The 19,922-nt window shown below is 61.7% G+C and carries 15 protein-coding genes; 6 read left to right on the top strand and 9 right to left on the bottom strand.

The annotated features are described in order from the left end of the window. Window positions 1-57: 57 nt before the first annotated feature. Both N688_RS17960 and N688_RS17955 read right to left on the bottom strand, forming a co-directional pair. Window positions 58-915: a metal ABC transporter ATP-binding protein gene (locus N688_RS17960; RefSeq protein ID WP_202901963.1), complete on the bottom strand. Its 858-nt coding sequence runs from the start codon at window positions 913-915 to the stop codon at window positions 58-60. 160 nt (window positions 916-1,075) lie between these two features. Continuing rightward, window positions 1,076-2,014 (bottom strand): metal ABC transporter solute-binding protein, Zn/Mn family, encoded by a 939-nt coding sequence (locus N688_RS17955; protein ID WP_052890574.1) that lies wholly within the window; start codon window positions 2,012-2,014, stop codon window positions 1,076-1,078. Between the two features lie 368 nt (window positions 2,015-2,382). Between N688_RS17955 and N688_RS17950 the strand changes: the two genes are divergently transcribed. The 4 genes from N688_RS17950 (at window position 2,383) to hemH (ending at window position 6,844) form a co-directional block, all read left to right on the top strand. Further along, window positions 2,383-3,522: a dipeptidase gene (locus N688_RS17950; protein ID WP_052890573.1), complete on the top strand. Its 1,140-nt coding sequence runs from the start codon at window positions 2,383-2,385 to the stop codon at window positions 3,520-3,522. A gap of 39 nt (window positions 3,523-3,561) precedes the next feature. Further along, the gene (locus tag N688_RS17945; RefSeq protein WP_052890572.1) at window positions 3,562-4,347 is read left to right on the top strand and encodes a class I SAM-dependent methyltransferase; all 786 of its coding nucleotides are present in this window, start codon (window positions 3,562-3,564) and stop codon (window positions 4,345-4,347) included. Window positions 4,348-4,547: 200 nt separating this feature from the next. Next, window positions 4,548-5,639, top strand: coding sequence for a uroporphyrinogen decarboxylase (gene hemE, locus N688_RS17940; RefSeq protein WP_081838974.1), 1,092 nt, complete (start codon window positions 4,548-4,550; stop codon window positions 5,637-5,639). A gap of 212 nt (window positions 5,640-5,851) precedes the next feature. After that, on the top strand, window positions 5,852-6,844 hold the full coding sequence (hemH, locus tag N688_RS17935) for a ferrochelatase (RefSeq protein WP_052890571.1): 993 nt from the start codon (window positions 5,852-5,854) through the stop codon (window positions 6,842-6,844). A gap of 431 nt (window positions 6,845-7,275) precedes the next feature. Here hemH and N688_RS17930 read toward each other — a convergent pair whose 3' ends face one another. The 4 genes from N688_RS17930 to N688_RS17915 form a co-directional block, all read right to left on the bottom strand. Beyond that, window positions 7,276-8,034, bottom strand: a complete 759-nt coding sequence (locus N688_RS17930; protein ID WP_162179587.1) for a TolB family protein — start codon at window positions 8,032-8,034, stop codon at window positions 7,276-7,278. 341 nt (window positions 8,035-8,375) lie between these two features. After that, window positions 8,376-9,734: a hypothetical protein gene (locus N688_RS17925; RefSeq protein ID WP_052890569.1), complete on the bottom strand. Its 1,359-nt coding sequence runs from the start codon at window positions 9,732-9,734 to the stop codon at window positions 8,376-8,378. A 118-nt stretch (window positions 9,735-9,852) separates the two neighbouring features. Continuing rightward, on the bottom strand, window positions 9,853-10,197 hold the full coding sequence (locus tag N688_RS17920) for a hypothetical protein (RefSeq protein WP_052890568.1): 345 nt from the start codon (window positions 10,195-10,197) through the stop codon (window positions 9,853-9,855). 402 nt (window positions 10,198-10,599) lie between these two features. Next, window positions 10,600-11,340 carry a hypothetical protein gene (locus N688_RS17915; protein ID WP_052890567.1) on the bottom strand — a complete coding sequence of 247 codons (741 nt, stop codon included), beginning with the start codon at window positions 11,338-11,340 and terminating at the stop codon, window positions 10,600-10,602. 452 nt (window positions 11,341-11,792) lie between these two features. Between N688_RS17915 and N688_RS17910 the strand changes: the two genes are divergently transcribed. Continuing rightward, on the top strand, window positions 11,793-11,999 hold the full coding sequence (locus N688_RS17910) for a helix-turn-helix domain-containing protein (protein ID WP_162179586.1): 207 nt from the start codon (window positions 11,793-11,795) through the stop codon (window positions 11,997-11,999). Window positions 12,000-12,088: 89 nt separating this feature from the next. Here the strand turns inward: N688_RS17910 and N688_RS17905 are convergent, their stop codons facing one another. Then, complete coding sequence (locus tag N688_RS17905; RefSeq protein WP_052890565.1) at window positions 12,089-16,111, bottom strand: Eco57I restriction-modification methylase domain-containing protein; 4,023 nt, start codon at window positions 16,109-16,111, stop codon at window positions 12,089-12,091. A 407-nt stretch (window positions 16,112-16,518) separates the two neighbouring features. Here N688_RS17905 and N688_RS17900 point away from each other — a divergent pair, with 407 nt between their 5' ends. Beyond that, complete coding sequence (locus tag N688_RS17900) at window positions 16,519-18,363, top strand: WD40 repeat domain-containing serine/threonine protein kinase (protein ID WP_052890564.1); 1,845 nt, start codon at window positions 16,519-16,521, stop codon at window positions 18,361-18,363. A gap of 199 nt (window positions 18,364-18,562) precedes the next feature. Here N688_RS17900 and N688_RS17895 read toward each other — a convergent pair whose 3' ends face one another. Both N688_RS17895 and N688_RS23835 read right to left on the bottom strand, forming a co-directional pair. Then, on the bottom strand, window positions 18,563-19,066 hold the full coding sequence (locus N688_RS17895) for an HIT family protein (RefSeq protein ID WP_052890563.1): 504 nt from the start codon (window positions 19,064-19,066) through the stop codon (window positions 18,563-18,565). 171 nt (window positions 19,067-19,237) lie between these two features. Continuing rightward, the gene (locus N688_RS23835; RefSeq protein ID WP_081838972.1) at window positions 19,238-19,717 is read right to left on the bottom strand and encodes a winged helix-turn-helix transcriptional regulator; all 480 of its coding nucleotides are present in this window, start codon (window positions 19,715-19,717) and stop codon (window positions 19,238-19,240) included. Window positions 19,718-19,922 lie beyond the last annotated feature (205 nt).

Below are 19,922 nucleotides of genomic sequence, written 5' to 3'. Positions count from 1 at the left end.
CCACTCCTTCTTTCCTTGGCTCCTCTCCTTGTTCTTGCTGCTTGCTGGCCGGTGGCCTTAGATGTCGACGCCGACGACAAAGAGCCGCCCCAGGGCCTCGACGACTTCGACGGGAGCGCCATAGAGAGCGCTCAGGGTGGCGCTGGTGATGACCTGCTCCGGTTTGCCGATGGCGGCATGCCCACGCGCCAGGTAGAGGACGCGGTCGATGACCGGTAGCAGGGGATTGACGTCGTGGGAGACGAGTAAGACGGTCATACCGCGCGTGCGACAGAGCCGGGCGATGAGGGCGATGATCTCCTGCTCGTGGCTGATGTCAAGGTTGGAGAGCGGTTCGTCGAGCAGGAGCAGGCGTGGCTGACTGAGTAGGGCCTGGGCGATGAGCAGGCGTTGCTGCTCGCCGCCCGACAGGTGGGCCACGGGCATATCGGCCAGTTGGCGGGCGTCGACCTCGGCCAGGGCTTCCTCGATGGTGGCCTGACGCCGGCGCCCGCCGGAGACGAACCAGCCTGGCCCCCAGCGATGGCCGTCGAGACCGAAGCCGACAAGGTCGCGTGCGCGCAGACTGAGGGCCCCCTCCAGCGTGCGATGCTGGGGGGCGTAGCCAATGAGCTGGTTTCCGCGGCGCGGCGCCTGCCCAAAGAGGCGGACGCTGCCCGCGCTGGGCCGAACCAGCCCGAGCAGCACCTTGAGGAGGGTGCTTTTGCCGGCCCCGTTCGGCCCCAGCACCGCAATGAATTCGCCCGGGCTGATGCTAAAGCTGACCTCCTGCAGAATGCTTCTCCCTCCCAGGCAGACGCTGACCCTCTCCAGTTCGATGACGGGTCCGGGGATCATCTCCTGACTCTCCCTCCCTCTTGAGGAAGGTGCTTGCGGCGCCAGGCCAGGACGCTGGTCGTACTGAGTGCTGCTCACTGTGCGCTCCTTTCCTGTTCTATTCCACTTTGCCTGATCCACTACTGACTCCGGCGCGCCGGCCATGAGCCGCGCCGAACCGGGCCAAACCAGCTTTCCCGGCCTGGGCCTGGCTCATGATGGCTCGCCCGTCCGCTGCTAGCGGGCCTCTCGCTTCAGTCTAGGTCGCCTGGGCCTTCTGCAGAGCTGTCTCCAGGGCATTGAGCTGGTCAAGCATCCACGTCTGATACGTTTTGCCCGGCGGCATGGTCTCGCTCACCGGAACTACGGGAATCTGATGCGCCAGGGCTTCGCTGCGCACCTTTGTCGTGATGGCCGTGGCGGTCTGTTCATTATAAATCAAAACTCTGATGCGATGCTGCTGGATCTGGCTCTCGACGGTGACAACGCTGCTGGCCGGGGGATCGTTGCCTTCGGCGATGGCCTTCTGAAAGTCAATGGGGGTGAGGACGTTGAGGCCCATGAGTGTGGTCTGATAGAGAAAGATGGTTTCGGTGAGGCCGATCGGGGTGCCAGCGTAGCGCGCTTTGATTTCGGCAAGTTTGTTGGTGATCTGCTCGAGCGAGCTGAGGAAATGTTGCAGGTTCTGCTTGTAGTCGCTGGCGTGGGGCGGATCAAGCTGCTGCAGGGCTTGGGCAATGGCGCGCGCGATGGCGGCGATGTCAGTAGGACTGTACCAGACATGCTCGTTATCTTCTAACTTGATGGGCGCCAGATCGTAGCCCTTGAGGACGATGCGCCCTTGTTGGGGCGCTGCCGCCAGCAGATGATCGATCCAGCTGTCGTAGCCGCCGCCGTTGGCAATGACGAGCCTGGCCTGGGCTACGGCGACGGCGTTCTGGACGTTACTTTCGTATTCGTGGGGGTCGATGTTGGGGTCGCTCAGGATGCTGGTGACGGTGACATGATTGCCTCCGAGCTGACGCGCGAGGTCTCCGTAGAAGTTCTCCACCGCCACAATGGCGAGCTGGCCCGCGCTGTCTCCCTTGCCGCCAGCGCTCAAGTTGCCTGCGCTGCAGGCGCTTCCCCCCAGGCTGACGAGTAGAAATAGTCCGACGGCGAGCAAAAAGCGCGCCGCGCGGCTCCTGGTCTGATGCATGCCGCTTGCTCCTCCCTCACCACAAGCCCTCAGCGAGCTTGCGGCGTTATTGATACAGCATCTCTCTTACTGAGGAGCATACCACAATGAAGAGATTGCTGTCAATGAGATAGCGTCTCAACAAGTGGATGCTGGAGCCGGAGAAGCGAAGGGAAGAGCGGGAGAAGCCGCGTCAGGGTCGGGAGGGCGAGGTGTGTCCGGGGCCGGCTTTGCTGCTCGACAGGATTGGTAAGTGTGGCATATCATGGGATTGTGGCCGTAGACGGTTCTGGGCGGCGTTTCTCGCTGGTGGGTCTAACCGTGTGCTGGGGGCGCAGGTACTGGACTGGTTGGCCGATACTGAACTGGAAAAGGAGCGAAAACGAGTCATGTTCATTGTTGATGCGCATCAAGACATTGCCTACAATGCTCTGGAGTGGGGGCGTGATCTACGGCGATCGGTGGCCGAGACACGCGCGCTGGAGGCACGCGAGCACCCCGATTACTGTCGCGAGGATGCCCAGGGGGGCCTTTGCATGGTGGGCTTGCCGGAGCTGCGTCGTGGGGATGTGGCTATTGTCTTCGGCACTCTCTTTGCCTATCCCCTGGTAGGGATGGGCAAGCCGGTCAATCCGCGCTATCGGCTCAGCCAGGCCTATCGTGATCCAGATGGGGCCTGGCGTGTGGCGCGGGAGCAGCTGGACTACTATCGTCAGCTGACGTCGGAGGCCGGGGTCTGGTTGCTGCTCACTCAGGAGGATCTGGAGCGTTTTATGGGGGCCTGGTCGCAGAGCAATGCGGCTGATCCGCAGCGTCCCTTTGGCCTGGTGCCTTTGATGGAGGGAGCCGATGCGGTGCGCCGGCCCGAGGAGGTGGAGGACTGGTTTGCGGCGGGTTTGCGTGTGTTGGGTCTGGCCTGGGTGCATGGCTCGCACTACTGTGGTGGCAACGGGCGGCCTGGTCCTTTGACGTCGGAAGGGCTTCGCCTCTTGCGTCACATGGAGCGTGTTGGGCTGGTGCTTGATATCAGTCATCTGGCCGAAGAGAGTTTCTGGCAGGCTCTGGAGCATTTTGGTGGGACGGTGATTGCCAGCCATAGCAACTGCCGGGCTTTGGTCGATAGCCCGCGCCATCTCAGTGATGCCATGATTCGCGCTATTGCCGAGCGTGGGGGGGTCATTGGCATCGCGCCGGTCAATTCTTTCCTCTACGCTGACTGGAGCCGTAGTCAGCCTTTTCCGGTCTCTTTGCGGCGGGCGGTGGAGCATATTGATCATGTCTGTCAGGTGACGGGAAGCGCCAGCTATGTGGGGATCGGGAGCGATCTCGATGGCGGTGCTGGGCGCGATGAGGCGCCGGTGGAGCTGGAGACGGTGGCCGATTTTCCTCGCCTGGCGGAAGCGCTGGCGGCGGCTGGCTATAGTCAGGAGGATATTGTGCGCATTATGGGCGGCAATTGGTTGCGCTTGCTGGAGCGCGTCTTGCCTCGGGCTGCTGATGCTCAGTTGCAGCCGACTGATAAAGGATAATGGTGATGGCTCTGCTTGTTGAATAGAGGAGAGACCTTGATGGGTGATCCGTTCGTCCCGGATGAAGAGCGTCTGAAGCGCTTTCAAGATTGGGGTCTGGTCAGGTACTACCATTTGCGTCCTCCTTATCCGCCGGAGACCTTCGCGATCCTCAGCGAGTTGATCGTGGATGAGCCGCGCGCGGTGCTTGATCTGGGCTGCGGCATTGGGAATCTCGCTCGCCCGCTGGCAGCCCTGGCCGCGGTGGAGCGCGTCGATGCGGTCGATGTCTCGCTGGCCATGTTGGAGCGGGCCAGGGAGCTGCCGGGCGGCGATGCGCCGGCGATTCGCTGGTTGTATGGGCGGGCGGAAGATGTGGTCCTGGCGCCGCCCTATGCGCTGGTAACGGCGGGCATGTGCCTCCATTTGATGGATTGGGGCCTGGTCTTGCCTCGTCTGGCGCGGGCGCTGACGCCGCGGGGCCTGCTAGCGATTCTCGATCTGCAGCAGCTTTTGCCCTGGCGGCAGGAGTACCGCCAGATTCGCCGGCGTTTTGCCAGTCCGCCGTCCTGGCCGGAGCTGCCTCTGGTCGCAGAGATGGAGAAGCGCGGGCTATTTCGTCTGCTTGGTGAGCGCCAGACGGCGCCGCTGCTGATGCAGCAGACGATTGAGGATCATATTGCCGCTCAGTATGCTTACAGTTCGCTGGCGGGGCTGGATGGCGAGCAGCGAGCTGCCTTTGAGCGGGAGATGCGGGAGCTGCTGGCGCCCTTTGCGCGGGATGGGGTGCTGTGCTTCGAGGTGGTGGCGACGATTGCCTGGGGCCGACCCTGCCCTGGGGACTGAGATGGCCTCTCCCTGCTGTCAGAGGAGTTACGAAAATCTCACAATCTGGTAGAATGCGGTGGAGATTTTTGCAAAATTTGCCGCCGTCCTGTCTTCCACGCTATCATATGACATGGCAAAAAGGCGCGGGGGGGTCCCGGTCTCCCCGCTTCATCTTGGCAAGAAAGGACTCCCTTTTTTCGGGATAGCGTTAGTTTCCTATGCAGACCGAACAAGAGCATCAATCGCAGGTGGGAGGCGCGGGGCCGGCGGCCTCGACGGGTCTGGCGCGTTTTCTGGCGGCCTGTCGCAGGGAGCAGCCGGATGCCACCCCGGTCTGGTTTATGCGTCAGGCCGGGCGCTGCCTTGCCGAGTACCGCGAGCTACGCAAGCGCTACGATATCCTCACGATGGCCAAGACGCCCGAGCTTTGTGCCCAGGTGACGCTGATGCCGGTCGAGCAGCTCGGGGTAGATGCGGCGGTTCTCTATGCTGACATTATGCTGCCGATGGAGGGCATGGGGGTCTCGCTGGAGATCCAGCCGGAGATTGGTCCCATCATTCATCATCCGATTCGTACTATGAGCGATGTGGCGGCCCTGCAGGTGCGCGAGCCGGAGGAGGCTACGCCTTTTGTGCTGGAGGCGGTGCGTCTGGTAGGGCGCGAGCTGGAGGGGAAGAAGGCGGTGATTGGCTTCTCGGGGGCGCCTTTTACGCTGGCCTGCTATTTGATCGAGGGGCGCCCGTCGCGCGATTATACCCGGGCCAAGGCGGTGATGTACGGGCAGCCGGCCCTCTGGCATGCCCTGATGGAGAAGCTAACCGAGGTGGTGACGCGCTATCTGCTTGGGCAGATTCGCGCCGGGGTGACGGCGGTCCAGCTCTTTGATAGCTGGGTGGGCGCGCTGGGGCCAGAGGCCTATCGCCGCTATGTGCTCCCGTACTGCCAGCGCATCTTTGCGGCAGTCAGGGAGACGGGCACGCCGAGCATTCATTTCGGGACGGGCAACGCTGCGCTCTTGGAGCTGTTGGCCGAGGCGGGGGGCGATGTGATCAGCGTGGATTGGCGGGTCAATCTTGATGCGGCCTGGAAGCGTATTGGCTACGAGCGCGGTATTCAGGGCAATCTTGATCCGGTGCTGCTCCTGGCGCCCTGGGAGATTCTTGAAGAGGGGGCGCGCGATGTGCTGCGTCGGGCGGCTGGCCGGCCCGGTCACATTTTTAATCTGGGGCATGGGGTGCCTGCCGAGGCCGATCCGGCTGTGCTGCGCCGGCTCGTCGATTTTGTCCATGATGAGACGCGCCGCCGCTGATGGGACGAGCCGGGCCGGGTATTGGCGCCTGGGGTCAGGCATTCAGCGGCCCGTTCCCCGCTGGTTGCGTTCCTGGCTGGCCCGTCGGCTGGCTGGTGAGCATGGCGGCTGGGGAATGCTTGTGGCTCCCGCTCTGGCGGGGCCGAGACGAGATGAAGAGAGAGCTGAGATCTGGAGACCTATCTCAAGAGAAGAGAGAGGAATAGACTGCAATGGAGAGCGTCAAGCGTGTCGGCGTGGTCTTGATGACCTATGGTTCGCCGGCCACTCTCGATGACGTTGAGACCTATATGACGAATGTGCGGGGCGGGCGCAAGCCTGAGCCGGATCTGGTTGAGGAGTTCCGGCGCCGTTATGAGCTGATTGGCGGTTCGCCGCTGGTTCAGATTACGCAGCAGCAGGCGGCGGCGCTGGAGGAGGAGCTGAATCGGCGTCATCCGGCTGGGCCGTGCTTTCAGGTGGTGGCGGGGATGCGCTTCTCGCCGCCGTTTGTGGCCGAAGTGGTGCCCGAGGCGGCGGCGGAGGCCCAGGCGCTGATCGGGCTGATCATGTCGCCGCAGTATTCGCCGATCATTATGGGCGGCTACGTGAGGGCGCTCAAGGAGGCGGCGGCGCGCCTGGGGCGCTCCGATCTGCTGGTGAAGGTGGCTGAGGATTGGCATCTGCAGCCCGATTTTATCGAGGCCCTGGCGGGTCGGGTACGCCAGGCGCTGGATCGCTTCCCGCCGGAGGTGCGGGCCCGGGTGCCGGTGTTGTTTACGGCCCACAGTATGCCGAAACGGGTGGTCGATGGGGAGCCGGGCTATATTGCCTCGCTCAAGGAGACGGCGGCGGCCATTGCCAGGCGGGTGGAGCTGCCCGCTGAGCGCTGGCTCTTCTGTTATCAGAGCGCCGGGCATACGCCGGAGGAGTGGCTGAAGCCGGATTTTGCTGATGTGATGCCGGAGCTGAAGGCGGCGGGCCATACGCATGTCTTGATGGCGCCGGTGCAGTTTCTGGCCGACCATCTGGAGATTCTCTACGATATCGATGTGGGAGCACGGGAGCAGGCCGAGCAGGCCGGCTTGCAGTTCGCGCGCATCGAGTCGCTGAATGTGGAGCCGCGCTTTATCGCAGCCTTGGCGACGGTGGTCGAGGAGACGCTGAGGGCGGTGCTCGATGAGCTACCGTCGGCGACGGCTCAGGCTCAGGCTCAGGTGGGTTGAGTGCGCTAGACTGGCTGTGTTGAGTGAGTGCGCCGGGTCGGTGGGGCACCAGAGGCATCGGAGGCATCGGGACCAGCAGGGCGGCAGACCCGTGTTAGCCCTCTGCCTCTGCTGGTGCTCTCGCTTGACCCGGCTTTTGCGTTCATTTCTTCCTCTGGAGAAGGGATTTTCATGAGTTTTTCTCGTTTAAGCCAGGAAAGCAGCTTGCTATGAAAATGGTAAAGAAGAAGAGAAAAAGATGTTAATAGTATGATGAATGATGGTGTAGCGTGATGCATGAGAGAAGATGGAGATAGTGCAAAATGAATATAGTTGAGAACGATAGGAGAAGCAAGCAGGTAAAATGCTGAAAAGGAGTATGAAGAGGCCCAAAGATGCAACGCGGGCATGCTGTCGAAGAAGAGCCGGCTGAGTGGCTGGCTCTGTCGGCGTCAAGGGGTCAAATGTTGCTGGGTCATCCAGGCGGAGACGGGGAACTGATAGAGGGTCCGCGTGCTCACCTGGGTGGCGACGAGCAGGCGACCGTCGGGAGACCAGGCAGGAGCAAAGAGCTGACCTTGCCTGTACGAAGAGGAAAGCTTGTACGATCGGCCTGAGCCGTCGGTAGCTTGCAGGAAGAGATAATCTTCGCTCTCGTAGGTGCCGTGGCGGCAGACCAGCCAGCGGCCACTGGGCGACCAGGCGACTGGTTCACTATCGCTGCTGGGGAGAGGGAGACGGCGTAGCCAGCGGAGCGTTGGCAGGCCACTGGCGCGCTGCACAAGCTGGTAGATAGTGATGGTGCTGGCCTGATCGATCACGGCGAGCTGGGTGCCATCCCAGGACCAGCTCGCAGCTGTGGCGTAGATGGGAACGGGCAGCGGGAGCTGATGACCTTGCAGGTCGCTCAAAAAAAGCCTCTCCTGATTGTGGAAAACAATAAGGGCAATCAGTGGATAGCGCGGATTGGCATTGATGAAGAGCGGAATGTCAGAAGAGGAGAGAGAGAGACCCAGAGGCGCCTGACTTTGATAGTGCAGGTGACCGGCGCTATCGATGGAGAACCACAGGTAGTGGCTTTCAGCCCGGTCGAGGCAGACCAGGCGGTCGCCCGACAACCAGCTGAAGGTGGGACCGGGCGGGTCTAAGTCGCAGAATGCGTCAGCGTTCCATAAGCTGGCAGACTGGCCGTCGGGACGCAGGATTCGCACTTGATGGCTATCTAAAACGGCCAGCCAGTGGCTGCTAGGGGACCAGGCGCTGAAGAGGAAGGAAGAAAGGAGACTGTCGGACCCGAATTGTTGCCACTGTGCCTGAGAAGTATTGCTGCACGATAGTAGTAATAAAGAGAGTAAGATACCAGATAAATAGTATATGAAGATGTCAAGCGACAGGAGGGCCAGCCTCTGATGCCTGACTTCTGGGCCAGCAGCTCGCTCCTCAAGAGCAGGGGGAATGGACTGCGAGGAGCGGAAACGCTGCCTGCGCTGCAGGGTGGGCCTGGAGGGCAGGACTCTGTGATTGTTTCTGATCATGCGTAGCCTCCTTATGCTTAACCTTCGCTGCCCCTGACAATGATAAGCAGCGCGATCAGTGGAGAAGCTGCCACTGGGTTAGCGATGGCAAGCTCAACAGTCACTTCTTGCTTGATAAAGGCTTCCGCATCTGAAAGATCATTATAATCACTGGGATAGTAGATTTGAGCGAGCAGGCCGGTAAGCTTGGAGCGAGGGCTGAAGATTGTGGCGCCATCGGGTAGGGTGGGGATAGTGTTGATGACAGTGACAGTTTCTTTGATGAAAGCCTGTTCAAGCATGCTTTCCTGACCAACAAGTCCCTTGTCGCGCGCCTGCTGGTCGCCGTAGTTGATGCTAGCGTTATGGGCTTGCCACCAGGCGGCCTCGTTCTCGGCGCGTTTGCCGTTCTCTTCATTGGCTTTCCAGTGGGTAATAAAGTTCATCCAGTTCTGGACGCGAGAATTCTGGGCCGGCTGGTGGTAAAGGGTGTTGTAGGCGGCAAAAAACTGGTCCTGGATCAGAGCGAAGTCTGTAAAGTCCCAGTAGCCTCCATGTTTGCTTAAGCGGCGAGAGCTATCCAAATATGTCCAGAAGTCTATTTCAGCCTGGCCGTAACCTGGGGCGAAGGTGCTGTAGAAATCCTCCAGAAATTGCTTTCTCAGGCTGGGGTTGGCCCGGAGAGCAGCGAGCGTATAGGTATGGGATTTCTCGCCAGGACGTAGAGGAGGGAAGGTAAGCGTGCAATCTTGATCGTTGCAGGGGGGGCAGTGCGAGGTAGCTGTCTGGAGGCTCAGGCTTAGCTGGGTCAGGAAGTAGCCAAAGCTGCCCTTGGGATCAAGGGGCGAGGGCGGCAGACTTGGGAGCGGCTCCTGATCAGGTCCATTGCTCATCTGAAGCTGATAGTTGCCGAGCGTGGCCGCGACGATCTGCTCTAAGGCGGCGTTGGTGCGCTGGTTATCGCTCTGGGGATCAAAGGCGGCTGGAGGATGCTGCTGTCTGTTCTGCCAGTGTTGAATGGTGCTCTGTACTTGGGAGTCCAGGTCGTCGGCGCTTCTCTCGCTGACTTGAGAGGCCAGCAGCAGGCGCCCGACGAGATCGCCTGGTATTCTTCCGGCAAGCTGCCGGCCACCCTCGAAGAACTGGCCGAAGGTGTCAGCCAGGGCATCTGCGCCGGCTCCCTGCATGAGTGGCCGACCCTTGTTGTCCTGGCCTGTGAAGAGTGCCATGAGGGTATCGGCGCAGTTCTGGGCGCAGGTGACGTGCGTGTCATTCAGCGATGCCACCTGCTGGCGAAAGGCGCGCAGCGGGCCGATGATCTTCTGCTGGATGTGCTCTTCAAGTTGAGCAGGGTCTTCACTGTCACGTTGATCCAGAGTGGAGGGAGCAGTAAACACAGGAAACCTCCTGCAGATAGCTCATGAGAGGCCAGGGCTTGACTGGGGAGCCTCCCGTCTCAAGCAGCGATCTGGCCTCTGACTGCTTTACTGACCGTGTCACGAGCCGGTGCGGTGACTAGCGATAAGAGGCCGGCTGAAAATGCTCGCCCATCTGGCGATCGAGCTGGTCAACGAAGTCGGCGGCGACAGACAGGGCATAGGCCAGGTCGGTGAGCCAGCCATAGGAGGCGCGCAGGCGCTGGACATAGGGGTCCAGGCAGGTGCGCATGACGTCAGCCCATGCGGGATCAACCTCATGGTTGAGCCAGTCTTGTAGCTGGCGCCAGGTGGTGTCATGCTGCTGGGAGGCGATGCTGACCTCGGCCAGGATACGAGCGGCGGTCTGGCGCATCTGGGAGGGAGAATAGATCACCAGATCGGAAGAGGTATCAGTTGATCCAACTGGCTTGATGTACCCCATAGATGCTTCTCCTGTGCGGTACCTGATGGACGGAGGCGATCCGATCTTCCTCGGGAGAAGGGATTTTCATGGGTATTTCTCGTTCAAGCCGAGAAAGCAGCTTGCTATGAAAATGATAAAGAAGAAGAGAGACAGATGTCAATAGTATGAGAACGATGAGGGGGAGTGATGTGCTGAGAGAAGATGGAGAGGACACAGGAGGGGTGCAGGTGAGAACGGTGGGCGAAGCAAGCAAGGCAACTGCTGAAGGGCACGAGAGAAGTGGGGGCGAGGGGAAAAGGGCGATGGGCTGTGACGGCTGGTGCGTAGCCGCTTCCCATCGCCCTCTGTCCAAGGGATAGAGAGGTCCAGGGACGAGATAACCCGCGGAATCGGAAGGGAAAAACTGGGATGGAGAATCTGCTAGGAACTGGCCGCCTCCTGACCCACTGGCTTGCTCTCCTGACTGGCCATGCTCTCCGCCGCCAGGAAATACTGGCCCTCGACCAGGCTGCCGTCGGGACGGACATGGATGAGGCCACGATAGTGGCCGTGCGCCAGGGTCAGGCCCGTGGGCAGAGGCTGCAAGGCCCGCAATTTGACCCACGGAGCTAACAGGCGTAGCCACTCCTGGGCCAGAGCCTGCGCCTCTTCTTCATCGGCGGCGTAGAAGAGATAGAGCAGGTCCGAGGTGGCTCCGGCGCTGCTGGCCAGCAGCCAGAGCGTCTTCGGCGCCTCCGGCTCGTCCTCGCCGGAGGCGCCGCTCGCCTGCAGCGCCGGCAGCGGCTCTGTATCTCCACCGGAGCCGTCGCTCACCGCCAACCCGACCCCGGCCTGCTCCTGCTCCAACAGACTGGCCTCCGCTCTGGACGTCGCTCCCTCTGTCACCGCCAGCGCCTCCGCCGGCGCTGCTCCCTGACCCTGACTTGCTGCCCGCTCCGGGAGCAGGCTCTCGCCGCGCTCAAAGACCTCAAAGACCAGCTTCAGCGCCTGCTCCGGCCCCACCAGTTCGCAGAGCCGCTGGTGATAGCGCTCCATGTTGCGCATCCGCGCCTCGATAAAGGCATGCTTCGACCAGCCGCTCGCCGGCGCGTAGAGCGCTCGCCGCCCGGCGATGTATTCCTCTTCCAGCCGCTTGCGCAGCTCTGCGACTTCACTTCCCATCTCTATAGCTTCTCCTTTCTCTTCTTCTCTCGACTTGACTCGACCTGGCCTGGCTGGCTTCGCCTTGCCTTGCCTCGCCTCGCCCGTCACTCGCTGCCCCTTGCGGGCTGCTTCAACTTTTCCTGGCCCTAGTATAGAACATTTTGGAAATTTTTGCAATGCACATAGATGCTTATTAGTGAAAGTTGATGAAGTAATGAGAAGGTAAGCGAGGGTAGGTGATTGCTGTACGGTTGCCTGCCCTAATGTTGTCACCTATACTTAGGATTAGACTGCTTTAGAAGTGCATAGCGGTGCATAGGAAAGCAGAGATGTACTCAGGGATGTGTAGCGATGCGCAGAGATGAAGGCTCGCTATGATTTGCACCAGTGGGAGGCGGGCAGGCTAAACTCGAAGCTACTTCATACAGGCAAGGGAGACCGTGGATCTTATGCAAAAGGAGAGCGAGCTGATGACAGCCGAAGAGGCTGCCAATTACATGAAGGTGAGCGTTCGCACGATCCGGGAATGGGTGATGAAAGGGAAGCTCTCGGTTGTTCGGATAGGGAAGAGACGCTACCGCATTCGCAAAGCGGATCTCAATCAGTATATCAGAGAGCATCGTGTGCGCAGGAAAGCGCCTCAGCAAGAGGATGAACTTGCTGCTCAGGACGAGTAGCCTTCTTGTATCACCATACGGTTGCCTAGAAATACGTACATCCTCATAAGTCTCTCTAACTAACTATCGGCGATGGCTTGTGTGCCTTCTCACCACTCGCCGTAGCGGTAGGCAGTTTCCTCATCGATCAGGGTGCGCTCTCTCTCGTCGAGGGCGAAGAGGTCGTAGACGGCCTGGTTGAGGGCCGTTTCCAGGCGGACGATCTCGGCGGTGAGCTGTTCGATCTCCTGACGGCGCTCGGAGAGCAGGGCCTCCCACTCGTCGCGCTCTTTGAGGGGGATGTCGCGTTTGAAGCTGCGGCGCAGCTCTTCGCGGAAGGCGTCGAAGGAGAGCGTCCACCACTCGCTGAGGCGCTCGCTCAGCTTGTGCTGGCCGGCGCCCAGGTCCCTGATGATGCGCTGGGTGGTGCGGCGCCGCAGGCTATAGCGCCTCCGCGCGACCTCAGTGAGCTGGCGGGCCAGGGCGCCGATCCTCTGGCGCTGCTCCTCGCTCAGCTCGGGAATGGGCAGATGCTCCATGTATTGGGTGAAGAGGCGGTACAGCAAGGCACCACGGCGCTCTGCGAGAGGTTGCGAGGTGTTTATGATAATGAACCAGGTAAAGCGCGAATTAAGGATACCCAAAAGATCATATCTGTCTGAAGGAATAAAATAGCCTGTGTTAGTGGTGTAGAGTCCCGCTTCTCCCCAGCTAAAGCGTGGCCGCCGGCAGATGTCAGGCCAGAAGATTTTCGTGGTCTCGAAAGCATCATAATAATCGCAAGGGCGCAGCTCCCACCAGAATTGGCCCTTATCGTGTCGTTTCCGGGCGGCGTTGGCGAATGGCTCCAGGTGGGCGGCCAGGTGCGGATAGCGCCCGGCAAACTCCTGCCAGGCCACAGCCTCGCCTTCCTCGGCCCTGGGAAAGGTCGCGCGCGTCCAGCCACTTGGGAGGCAGATCAGCCAGCGGCCCTCATCCTCCTGATACCAGGGGCGCAGATCCTCGCCGCGCACCAGCGGCTTGAGGAGGGCTGCGCTGCTCGGGTCGGCCTGCAGCAGGCGCTCGCGCGTCGCCGTATCCACAATAAAAGCCTCGTTCAAGCCCGTCTTAATACCATAGTACATACGTCCGGCCACCACCTCCTTCAGCGGCCTGCCGCTGGCCAGCAGGCGTTCGAAGAGGCGGCGCGAGGCATCGCTGCGCAACTGCCAGCCGCTATCGGGCTGATCGCTGATCGTCACCGCAAAGCGCCGCTCCTCCAGGCGGCGGGCGAAATCCTTGACCCCCTCGCTGCGCGTGAAGACCGCCACCTGGGCCTGGCTGCCCAGCGTCGGCGGCGCCTTGCGCACCACCTGGATGGCTGGGCTGAGGTCCGGGGCATCGGCAAAGATGCGCGTATTGCCCAGATCGATCAGCTCCTCGACCGTCATCTGCGTCCGCAGGAGATGGCGCAGGGCCGTCGCATAATTGGCCCGCAGCCAGCTATTGCTACTGATATAAGCCAGGCGGCCCCCCGGGCGCAGCAGGCGCAGGCCCTGCTCAAAGAAATAGACGAAGAGATCGGCCTGCCCGTGGTAGACGGCGTAATGCTCCTGGAAGAAGGGCTTATCCTCCGCCAGCTTCTCCTGGCGCACATAGGGCGGATTGCCGATCACCACATCAAAGCCGGCCCGTTCGCCGAGCGGGCGACCATCGGGAGAGAAAAAGACCTCGGGAAACTCCAGCTCCCAATGGAAGAAGAGGCGGCGCCGGCGCAGGGCCTCCGCTGCATCCAGCAAGCGCAGAGCCTGCCGCTCATAGAGGGAGGCCTCCGGCTTCCCCACCGCGTAGGCCGTCACCCAGCCCCACCAGCCTTCTTCGACCTCCACCCCATAGAAGAGGGCCGTCGCCAGATCCAGCACCCCCTGATACTTCGCCGTAAAATGGCTATGCAAGCGCGCGTAAGCCTCCTCCTGACGGCGCACCTCGGCCAGCGAGCGCCCTTCCGTCCCCTCGATCTCGCTCACCCACTGCAGAGCCGCCCCCAGATCGTCGCGGAAGGTCGCATCTTCCAGCAGCACCAACTGCAGCGGCGCCGGCGTCTCCTCCGGCCCCTCCCCATTCGACCCCGTCCCATTGCCGCCGTCCGCGCGTGCCCGCTCCTGCGCCGTCGGAGCCGACGCGCCCCGGGCATTACCAGCACGAGCGCGGCCCCGGCGCCCATTGGAGCCAGGCCCGGCCTCCGCCGCCGCCGTCGAGCGTCCAGCCAACGGATGGTGTCCCGCCGCCGCCTCGGCCAGCCACGACCCCACCAGGGCATTGCCCGGGCGCAGATGGTGATCCAGAAAGCTCAGCGGATACTCGCGGGCCGCCGTCGCCAGCCAGAGCGACAACTTCGCCAGCTCCACCGCCAGCGGATTGGCGTCCACCCCATAGAGGCACTGCTGCACCACGCGCCGCTTCCAATAGACCACATCCGTCTCGCCTGTCTTCTCCTCTGGCACGGCCCCCAGCTCCACCAGCGAGCGCGCCAGAAACTCCAGCGCCTCCACCAGAAAATGGCCGCTGCCCATCGCCGGATCGAGCACATTGATCCCCAGCACCGCCGCAATGCGCTCCTCCTGCGAGCGTGCCCCGCGCAGCGCCTCAGCGAGGACCGGCTGCAGCGTGCGCTCCACCATATACTTGACCACAAAATCCGGCGTATAGTAGCTGCCCGTCAGCTTCCGCTGACCGCTATCGGTCACCAGATAGACCTCGCCCGGCTCATAGCGGCGGGCGACAGCGCGGCCATTGACCTGAGAGAGCGGCACCACCTCGCTCGTCGCCTGCAGCTCGGCCATTGGCTCCTCGGCCACATAGAGCGTATACTCCAGCAGCCCCTCGTAGATCGTCCCCAGATGGCGCTCCGACAGATCGCGGTAATCGATCGGCACCCTGCGGCTGCGATCGTGCGGATCGGGCGCATAGGCCAGCAGCTCCAGGGCCTGACAGAGGGCCTCATCGCCGACTGCATACTGCTCCAGGAACGGCGCCTTCTGCGGATCAAAAAGGCCGCCATCGAAGACACTGACCCCCATCAGGCGATTACCCGCATGCAGGCTCTCGAAGAGCGTCTTCAAATGGGCCCAGACCAGGGCCACGTTTGGTAGCGCCGTCTTCTCCTGCAGCAAGCGCGAAACCTGCTCTGCCAGCTTCCGCAGGCTGAAGCGCTTACTATAGATCGTCCCGCTCTCCACCGGCAGCAACTGGCGGGCCTCCGCATAGAACAGAAAGAGCAAGCGGTAGAGCAGGATCAGCGCATGCTCATAGACCAGGCGGCGATTCTCTGGGGTAGGAGCCAGCTCATTGCGCGGGAACTCGAAGAGGCCCTGAGCGATCAGGCGCAGGGCATCGTAGACCTGCTCGCGCAGATTCTCGCGTACGCGCTGGGCCGACTCGCCGCTGGCCGTCAGCAGATGATCCAGTGAGAGAGGCGAGAGAGGGTTGAATGCCTCTGATCGGAAGAAAGCGTAGAAATAGAGGAACTGCTGAGGAGAGCTATTTTCCAGCAGCTCGGGCAGATCGACCTCATAGAAGACATCCAGCTTATGAGCGGTTGAGCGATGGTAGAGGCGCCATTTGCGACCGTTGGTCAGCAGGCCCCAGGGCAGGCCGCTATGCAGCATATAAAAGAAGATCTGCCAGGAAGGATTTTTATTCGAGAAGGCCTCTGAAGCTGAGCGGGCCATCTGATCGAGGGGGCGGTCCCAATACTTAGCATCGCCGACGGCCAGCGCCCCGCGCTCGGCGGCATGTTCATCGAGGGGGAGGCCCTGGCAGGCCACGCGCTCCGCCTCCGAAGCAAAAAAGACATAGTCGGGTTTCTGCACGCCGCCGGGCACCTGGAGCGACGGCTGCACCGTAAAGACGTGGCCCAGTGCTTCCAGCACCGGCTGAATCCACTCATGTTCCGTCTGGGCCTCATTGGCCGTCTTCTGCAAAGGGCGGAAGCGCTCGTAGAGGCGGAGCAGCTCCTCCTGCACGCGCTGCGCCCTGGGGATCAGCGCCTGCCACTCCGGCTGAGTGGGAAGCACCTCATCGAGGAAATAGTCGGAGAAGAGGCGTTGATTATTATGGCGAGCGATCAGCAGCAACTGCCTTGTCTCGGGCACCTGACCAGACCCCCTCTTGCTCAGAACTGGCGACGGAGAGGCCGCAACGCCGACCAGCGTAGGCGTACAGCTTAGTACGTTACTATAGCACAGCAGGGGCGCGAGGGCAAGAAGCTGGCGCCGGCTGGTGGTGCGCGGAACGGGGCCAGCGGGCCTGGGGCAACTGTCTGCGATGCTCAGGGGCAGAGCACTCTCAGGCTTCTTCCAGAGGAGAACTCATCTCCCATAGGCAAATCTCGCAATGCGCGAGGAAACCTTACTTGACACGGAAGAGATGATCATCTATAAAAGCGGTAGCGATGGGAGCCGATCATGGCTTCTGGTGCCACCGCCCCGCCGTTGCTCGCCGGCTGTGGCGGAGGCAGGCGAACAGACGGGCTGTTTGCGCGCGAGAAAGGAGCGCCGAGATGGCCGGATGGCCAGGCCAGCGATGGGGCAACTACGAACTGGTGCAGCTGGTGGGGCAAGGGGCCTTTGCAGAGGTGTATCTGGGACGTCATATCCACCTGGGCACCGTGGCGGCAGTGAAGCTGATCCGGGGCAGGCTGGAGAGATGGGAGGAAGTGGAGCAATTCATGCGGGAGGCGCAGCTGATTGCAGAGCTGAGGCACCCGCACATTGTGAGGCTGCTCGAGTTTGGCTTTGAGGGGAGGGGGCCATTTCTGGTGCTGGACTATGCGCCGGGGGGGACGCTGCGCCAGCGGCATCCGCGGGGGACGCGGGTCGAGCCGGGGCGAGTGGTGGCGTATGTGAAGCAGGTGGCGGAGGCGTTGCAGTATGCGCATGAGCGGGGGGTAGTGCATCGGGATGTGAAGCCGGAGAACATGCTAGTAGGGGAGCAAGGGGAGATACTGCTGAGCGACTTTAGAGTGGCGCTGCTGGTGAACAGTGCGGGGGGGACGGTGCCCTATATAGCGCCGGAGCAAGTGGAGGGGAGGGGAGGGCCGAGGAGCGATCAGTATGCGCTGGGGGTGTGTGTGTACGAGTGGCTGAGTGGGGAGCTGCCGTTTCAGGGGAGCTGGACGGAAGTGCTGGCGCAGAAGGTAAGGAGGGAGCCGCCGAGCCTGCGGGAGCGGGGGATCAAGGTCGGAAAGGAGCTGGAGGGGGTAGTGAGGAAGGCGCTGGCGAGGGAGCCGGAGCAGCGATTTGGGACGGTGAAGGAGTGGGCGGAGGCGCTGGAGGAGGCGGTGCGGCGGGAGGAAGAGGCGGAAAGCAAGGTAGTGATCAGGAGAAGGGAGCCAGCGGGAGGGCCAGCTCTTGCCGACACGAGAGGCAAGAAGATCGCGCGGCGCGGGCTGCTGCTGGTGGGGATGAGCCTGCTGGTGGTGGGAGGGCTGAGCTGGCTGGCCTGGAGAAGCTGGCTGGCGCCGGGACGGACGTTGCTGACGTATCGAGGGCATAGCGCTGGTGTACAGTCGGTGGCGTGGTCGCCGGATGGGAGGCGACTGGCCTCGGGGTCTGATGATGGGACGGTGCAGGTGTGGGAGGCGGACACGGGGAAGCAGCTGCTGACGTATCGAGGGCATAGCGCTGGTGTACAGTCGGTGGCGTGGTCGCCGGATGGGAGGCGACTGGCCTCGGGGTCTGATGATGGGACGGTGCAGGTGTGGGAGGCGGACACGGGGAAGCAGCTGCTGACGTATCGGGGGCATAGCGCTCCTGTAGAGTCAGTGACCTGGTCGCCGGAAGGGAAGCGACTGGCCTCGGGGTCTGATGATAAGACGGTGCAGGTGTGGGAGGCGGACACGGGGAAGCAGCTGCTGACGTATCGGGGGCATAGCGCTGGTGTACAGTCGGTGGCGTGGGCGCCGGAAGGGAAGCGACTGGCCTCGGGGTCTGATGATGAGACGGTGCAGGTGTGGGAGGCGGACACGGGGAAGCAGCTACTGACGTATCGGGGGCATAGCGCTCCTGTAGAGTCAGTGGCGTGGGCGCCGGAAGGGAAGCGACTGGCCTCCGGGTCTTGGTATGGGATGGTGCAGGTGTGGGAGGCGGACACGGGGCAGCGGCTGCTGACGTATCAAGGGCGTCGCATTGCTGTAGAGTCAGTGGCGTGGGCGCCGGAAGGGAAGCGACTGGCCTCGGAGTCTTGGTATGGGATGGTGCAGGTGTGGGAGGCGGACACAGGGCAGCGGTTGCTAACGTATCAAGAGCATCGCGCTCCTGTAGAGTCGGTGGCCTGGTCGCCGGAAGGGAAGCGGCTGGCCTCGGGGTCTCTTGATACGACGGTGCAGGTGTGGAGCACGTCGTAGGGTGGCGGGACTGCGTAGGCCTGGGCACTTTCCCAGGCTTGCCGAAGCGTATACCAATGGCATTCCTCTCAAACGGCCTTTGATGCCCTGGTGTAGCGAGCACCAGGGCTGTATTGTTGTCGCTGCCCACCGATCTCGTGTTGCTCCTCTTCCGCCGCATGCCAGTCGCTTCCGACAGCGGCCATCGTTCCCTCCTGGCTCAACTGTGCAGCAGCGTCTCGATCGTCTCCTTCAGCTGGCGATAGACATTATCGAGATGTTCCGGGATCACCTTCACTTCGGCGATCACTGGCATAAAATTCGTATCGCCGAGCCAGCGCGGCACTATGTGCAGATGCATATGCTCGGCGAAGCCGGCGCCGGCCACCTTCCCCTCATTGATCCCCAGATTGAAGCCATTGGGGGTCATCAGCGTGCGCAATGCGCGCAAGGCTAACTGTGCCTGAGCCATCAGCTCGCCGAGCGTCTCCGCCTCCAGCTCCGTAATGCTGGGCACGTGGCGGTAGGGAGCGATCATCAGGTGGCCGTTATTGTAGGGATAGAGGTTGAGCATCATAAAGCAGCGCTCGCCGCGGTAGACGATATGATTGCGGGCATCATCGTGGGCGGCGGGCTTACTGCAAAAGATACACTCATCGGACTTTGCCAGTTCATCCTTGGGCGTGATATAGGTCATGCGCCAGGGAGCCCATAAATTTTCCATGTGCGCAGTTCTCCTTGCAGAGTCTCAATAAGAAAGAAAGAAAGAAAGAAGGAGTGAGGCAGAGGCAGTGCAGACCGCCACTGACGAACAGTACCTGCCTGCCTGGGCGAAGACGAGTATAGCAGCAAGGAGGAAGAAAGGTCAATCTATCTGCCAGGGATGCAAGCGAGGTTAAGCCTGGCGAGGGCAGGTCTCCCCCTCGGAGCAGGGGGAAGCTGAAGATGAATCCGTCGCTGAAGGCTGGCACGAAGATGGAGGAAGAGGCAGCTCGATCCACCGCTCGGCCCAGGCGTGGATAGTATCGATCACTGGTTTCAGTGCGCGGCCCTTCTCTGTCAACTGGTATTCGACGCGTACAGGAATGTGTGGGTAGACGACGCGCTCGACGATGCCCTCCTGTTCCAGCTCGCGCAGGCGCTCGGAGAGCACGCGGTCGGAGAGGCCGGAGACGATCGTAGTCAACTCACCAAAGCGGCGCGGGCCTTCCAGCAACGACGCGATCAGCAGGCCGGTCCAGCGCTTCCCGAGGATCTGCATCGCGTGCTCGTAGCGGGGGCACAGCTGAGTAATCGGCCTGGGCGGCTGCTGTTGTTGTGTGCGTGGTGGTGTTGAAAACGGCGCAGAGTTCACCGAGTCTTGTGGTTTCTCCATCCTTCTCGCCTTTCAGTATCCTCAAGAGGATTGACCTGGCGCACTGGCGGCGATCCAGTGGTTCAAAGGTTACAACATCCACCCTAGAGTATAACACTGTCGTCCAGCTGAGGCAAGGCCCGGTTGCTGAACCAAAAAGGTGGAGCATGTCGCGGATCGAAGGGCTGAGCAAGCGCATAGGAACTGCTCTCTTCCAAACCGCGGG

Origin of the sequence: Thermogemmatispora carboxidivorans, from assembly GCF_000702505.1 — a bacterium.
GTDB lineage: Bacteria > Chloroflexota > Ktedonobacteria > Ktedonobacterales > Ktedonobacteraceae > Thermogemmatispora > Thermogemmatispora carboxidivorans.
This window is presented reverse-complemented; position numbering and strand designations above follow the sequence as displayed.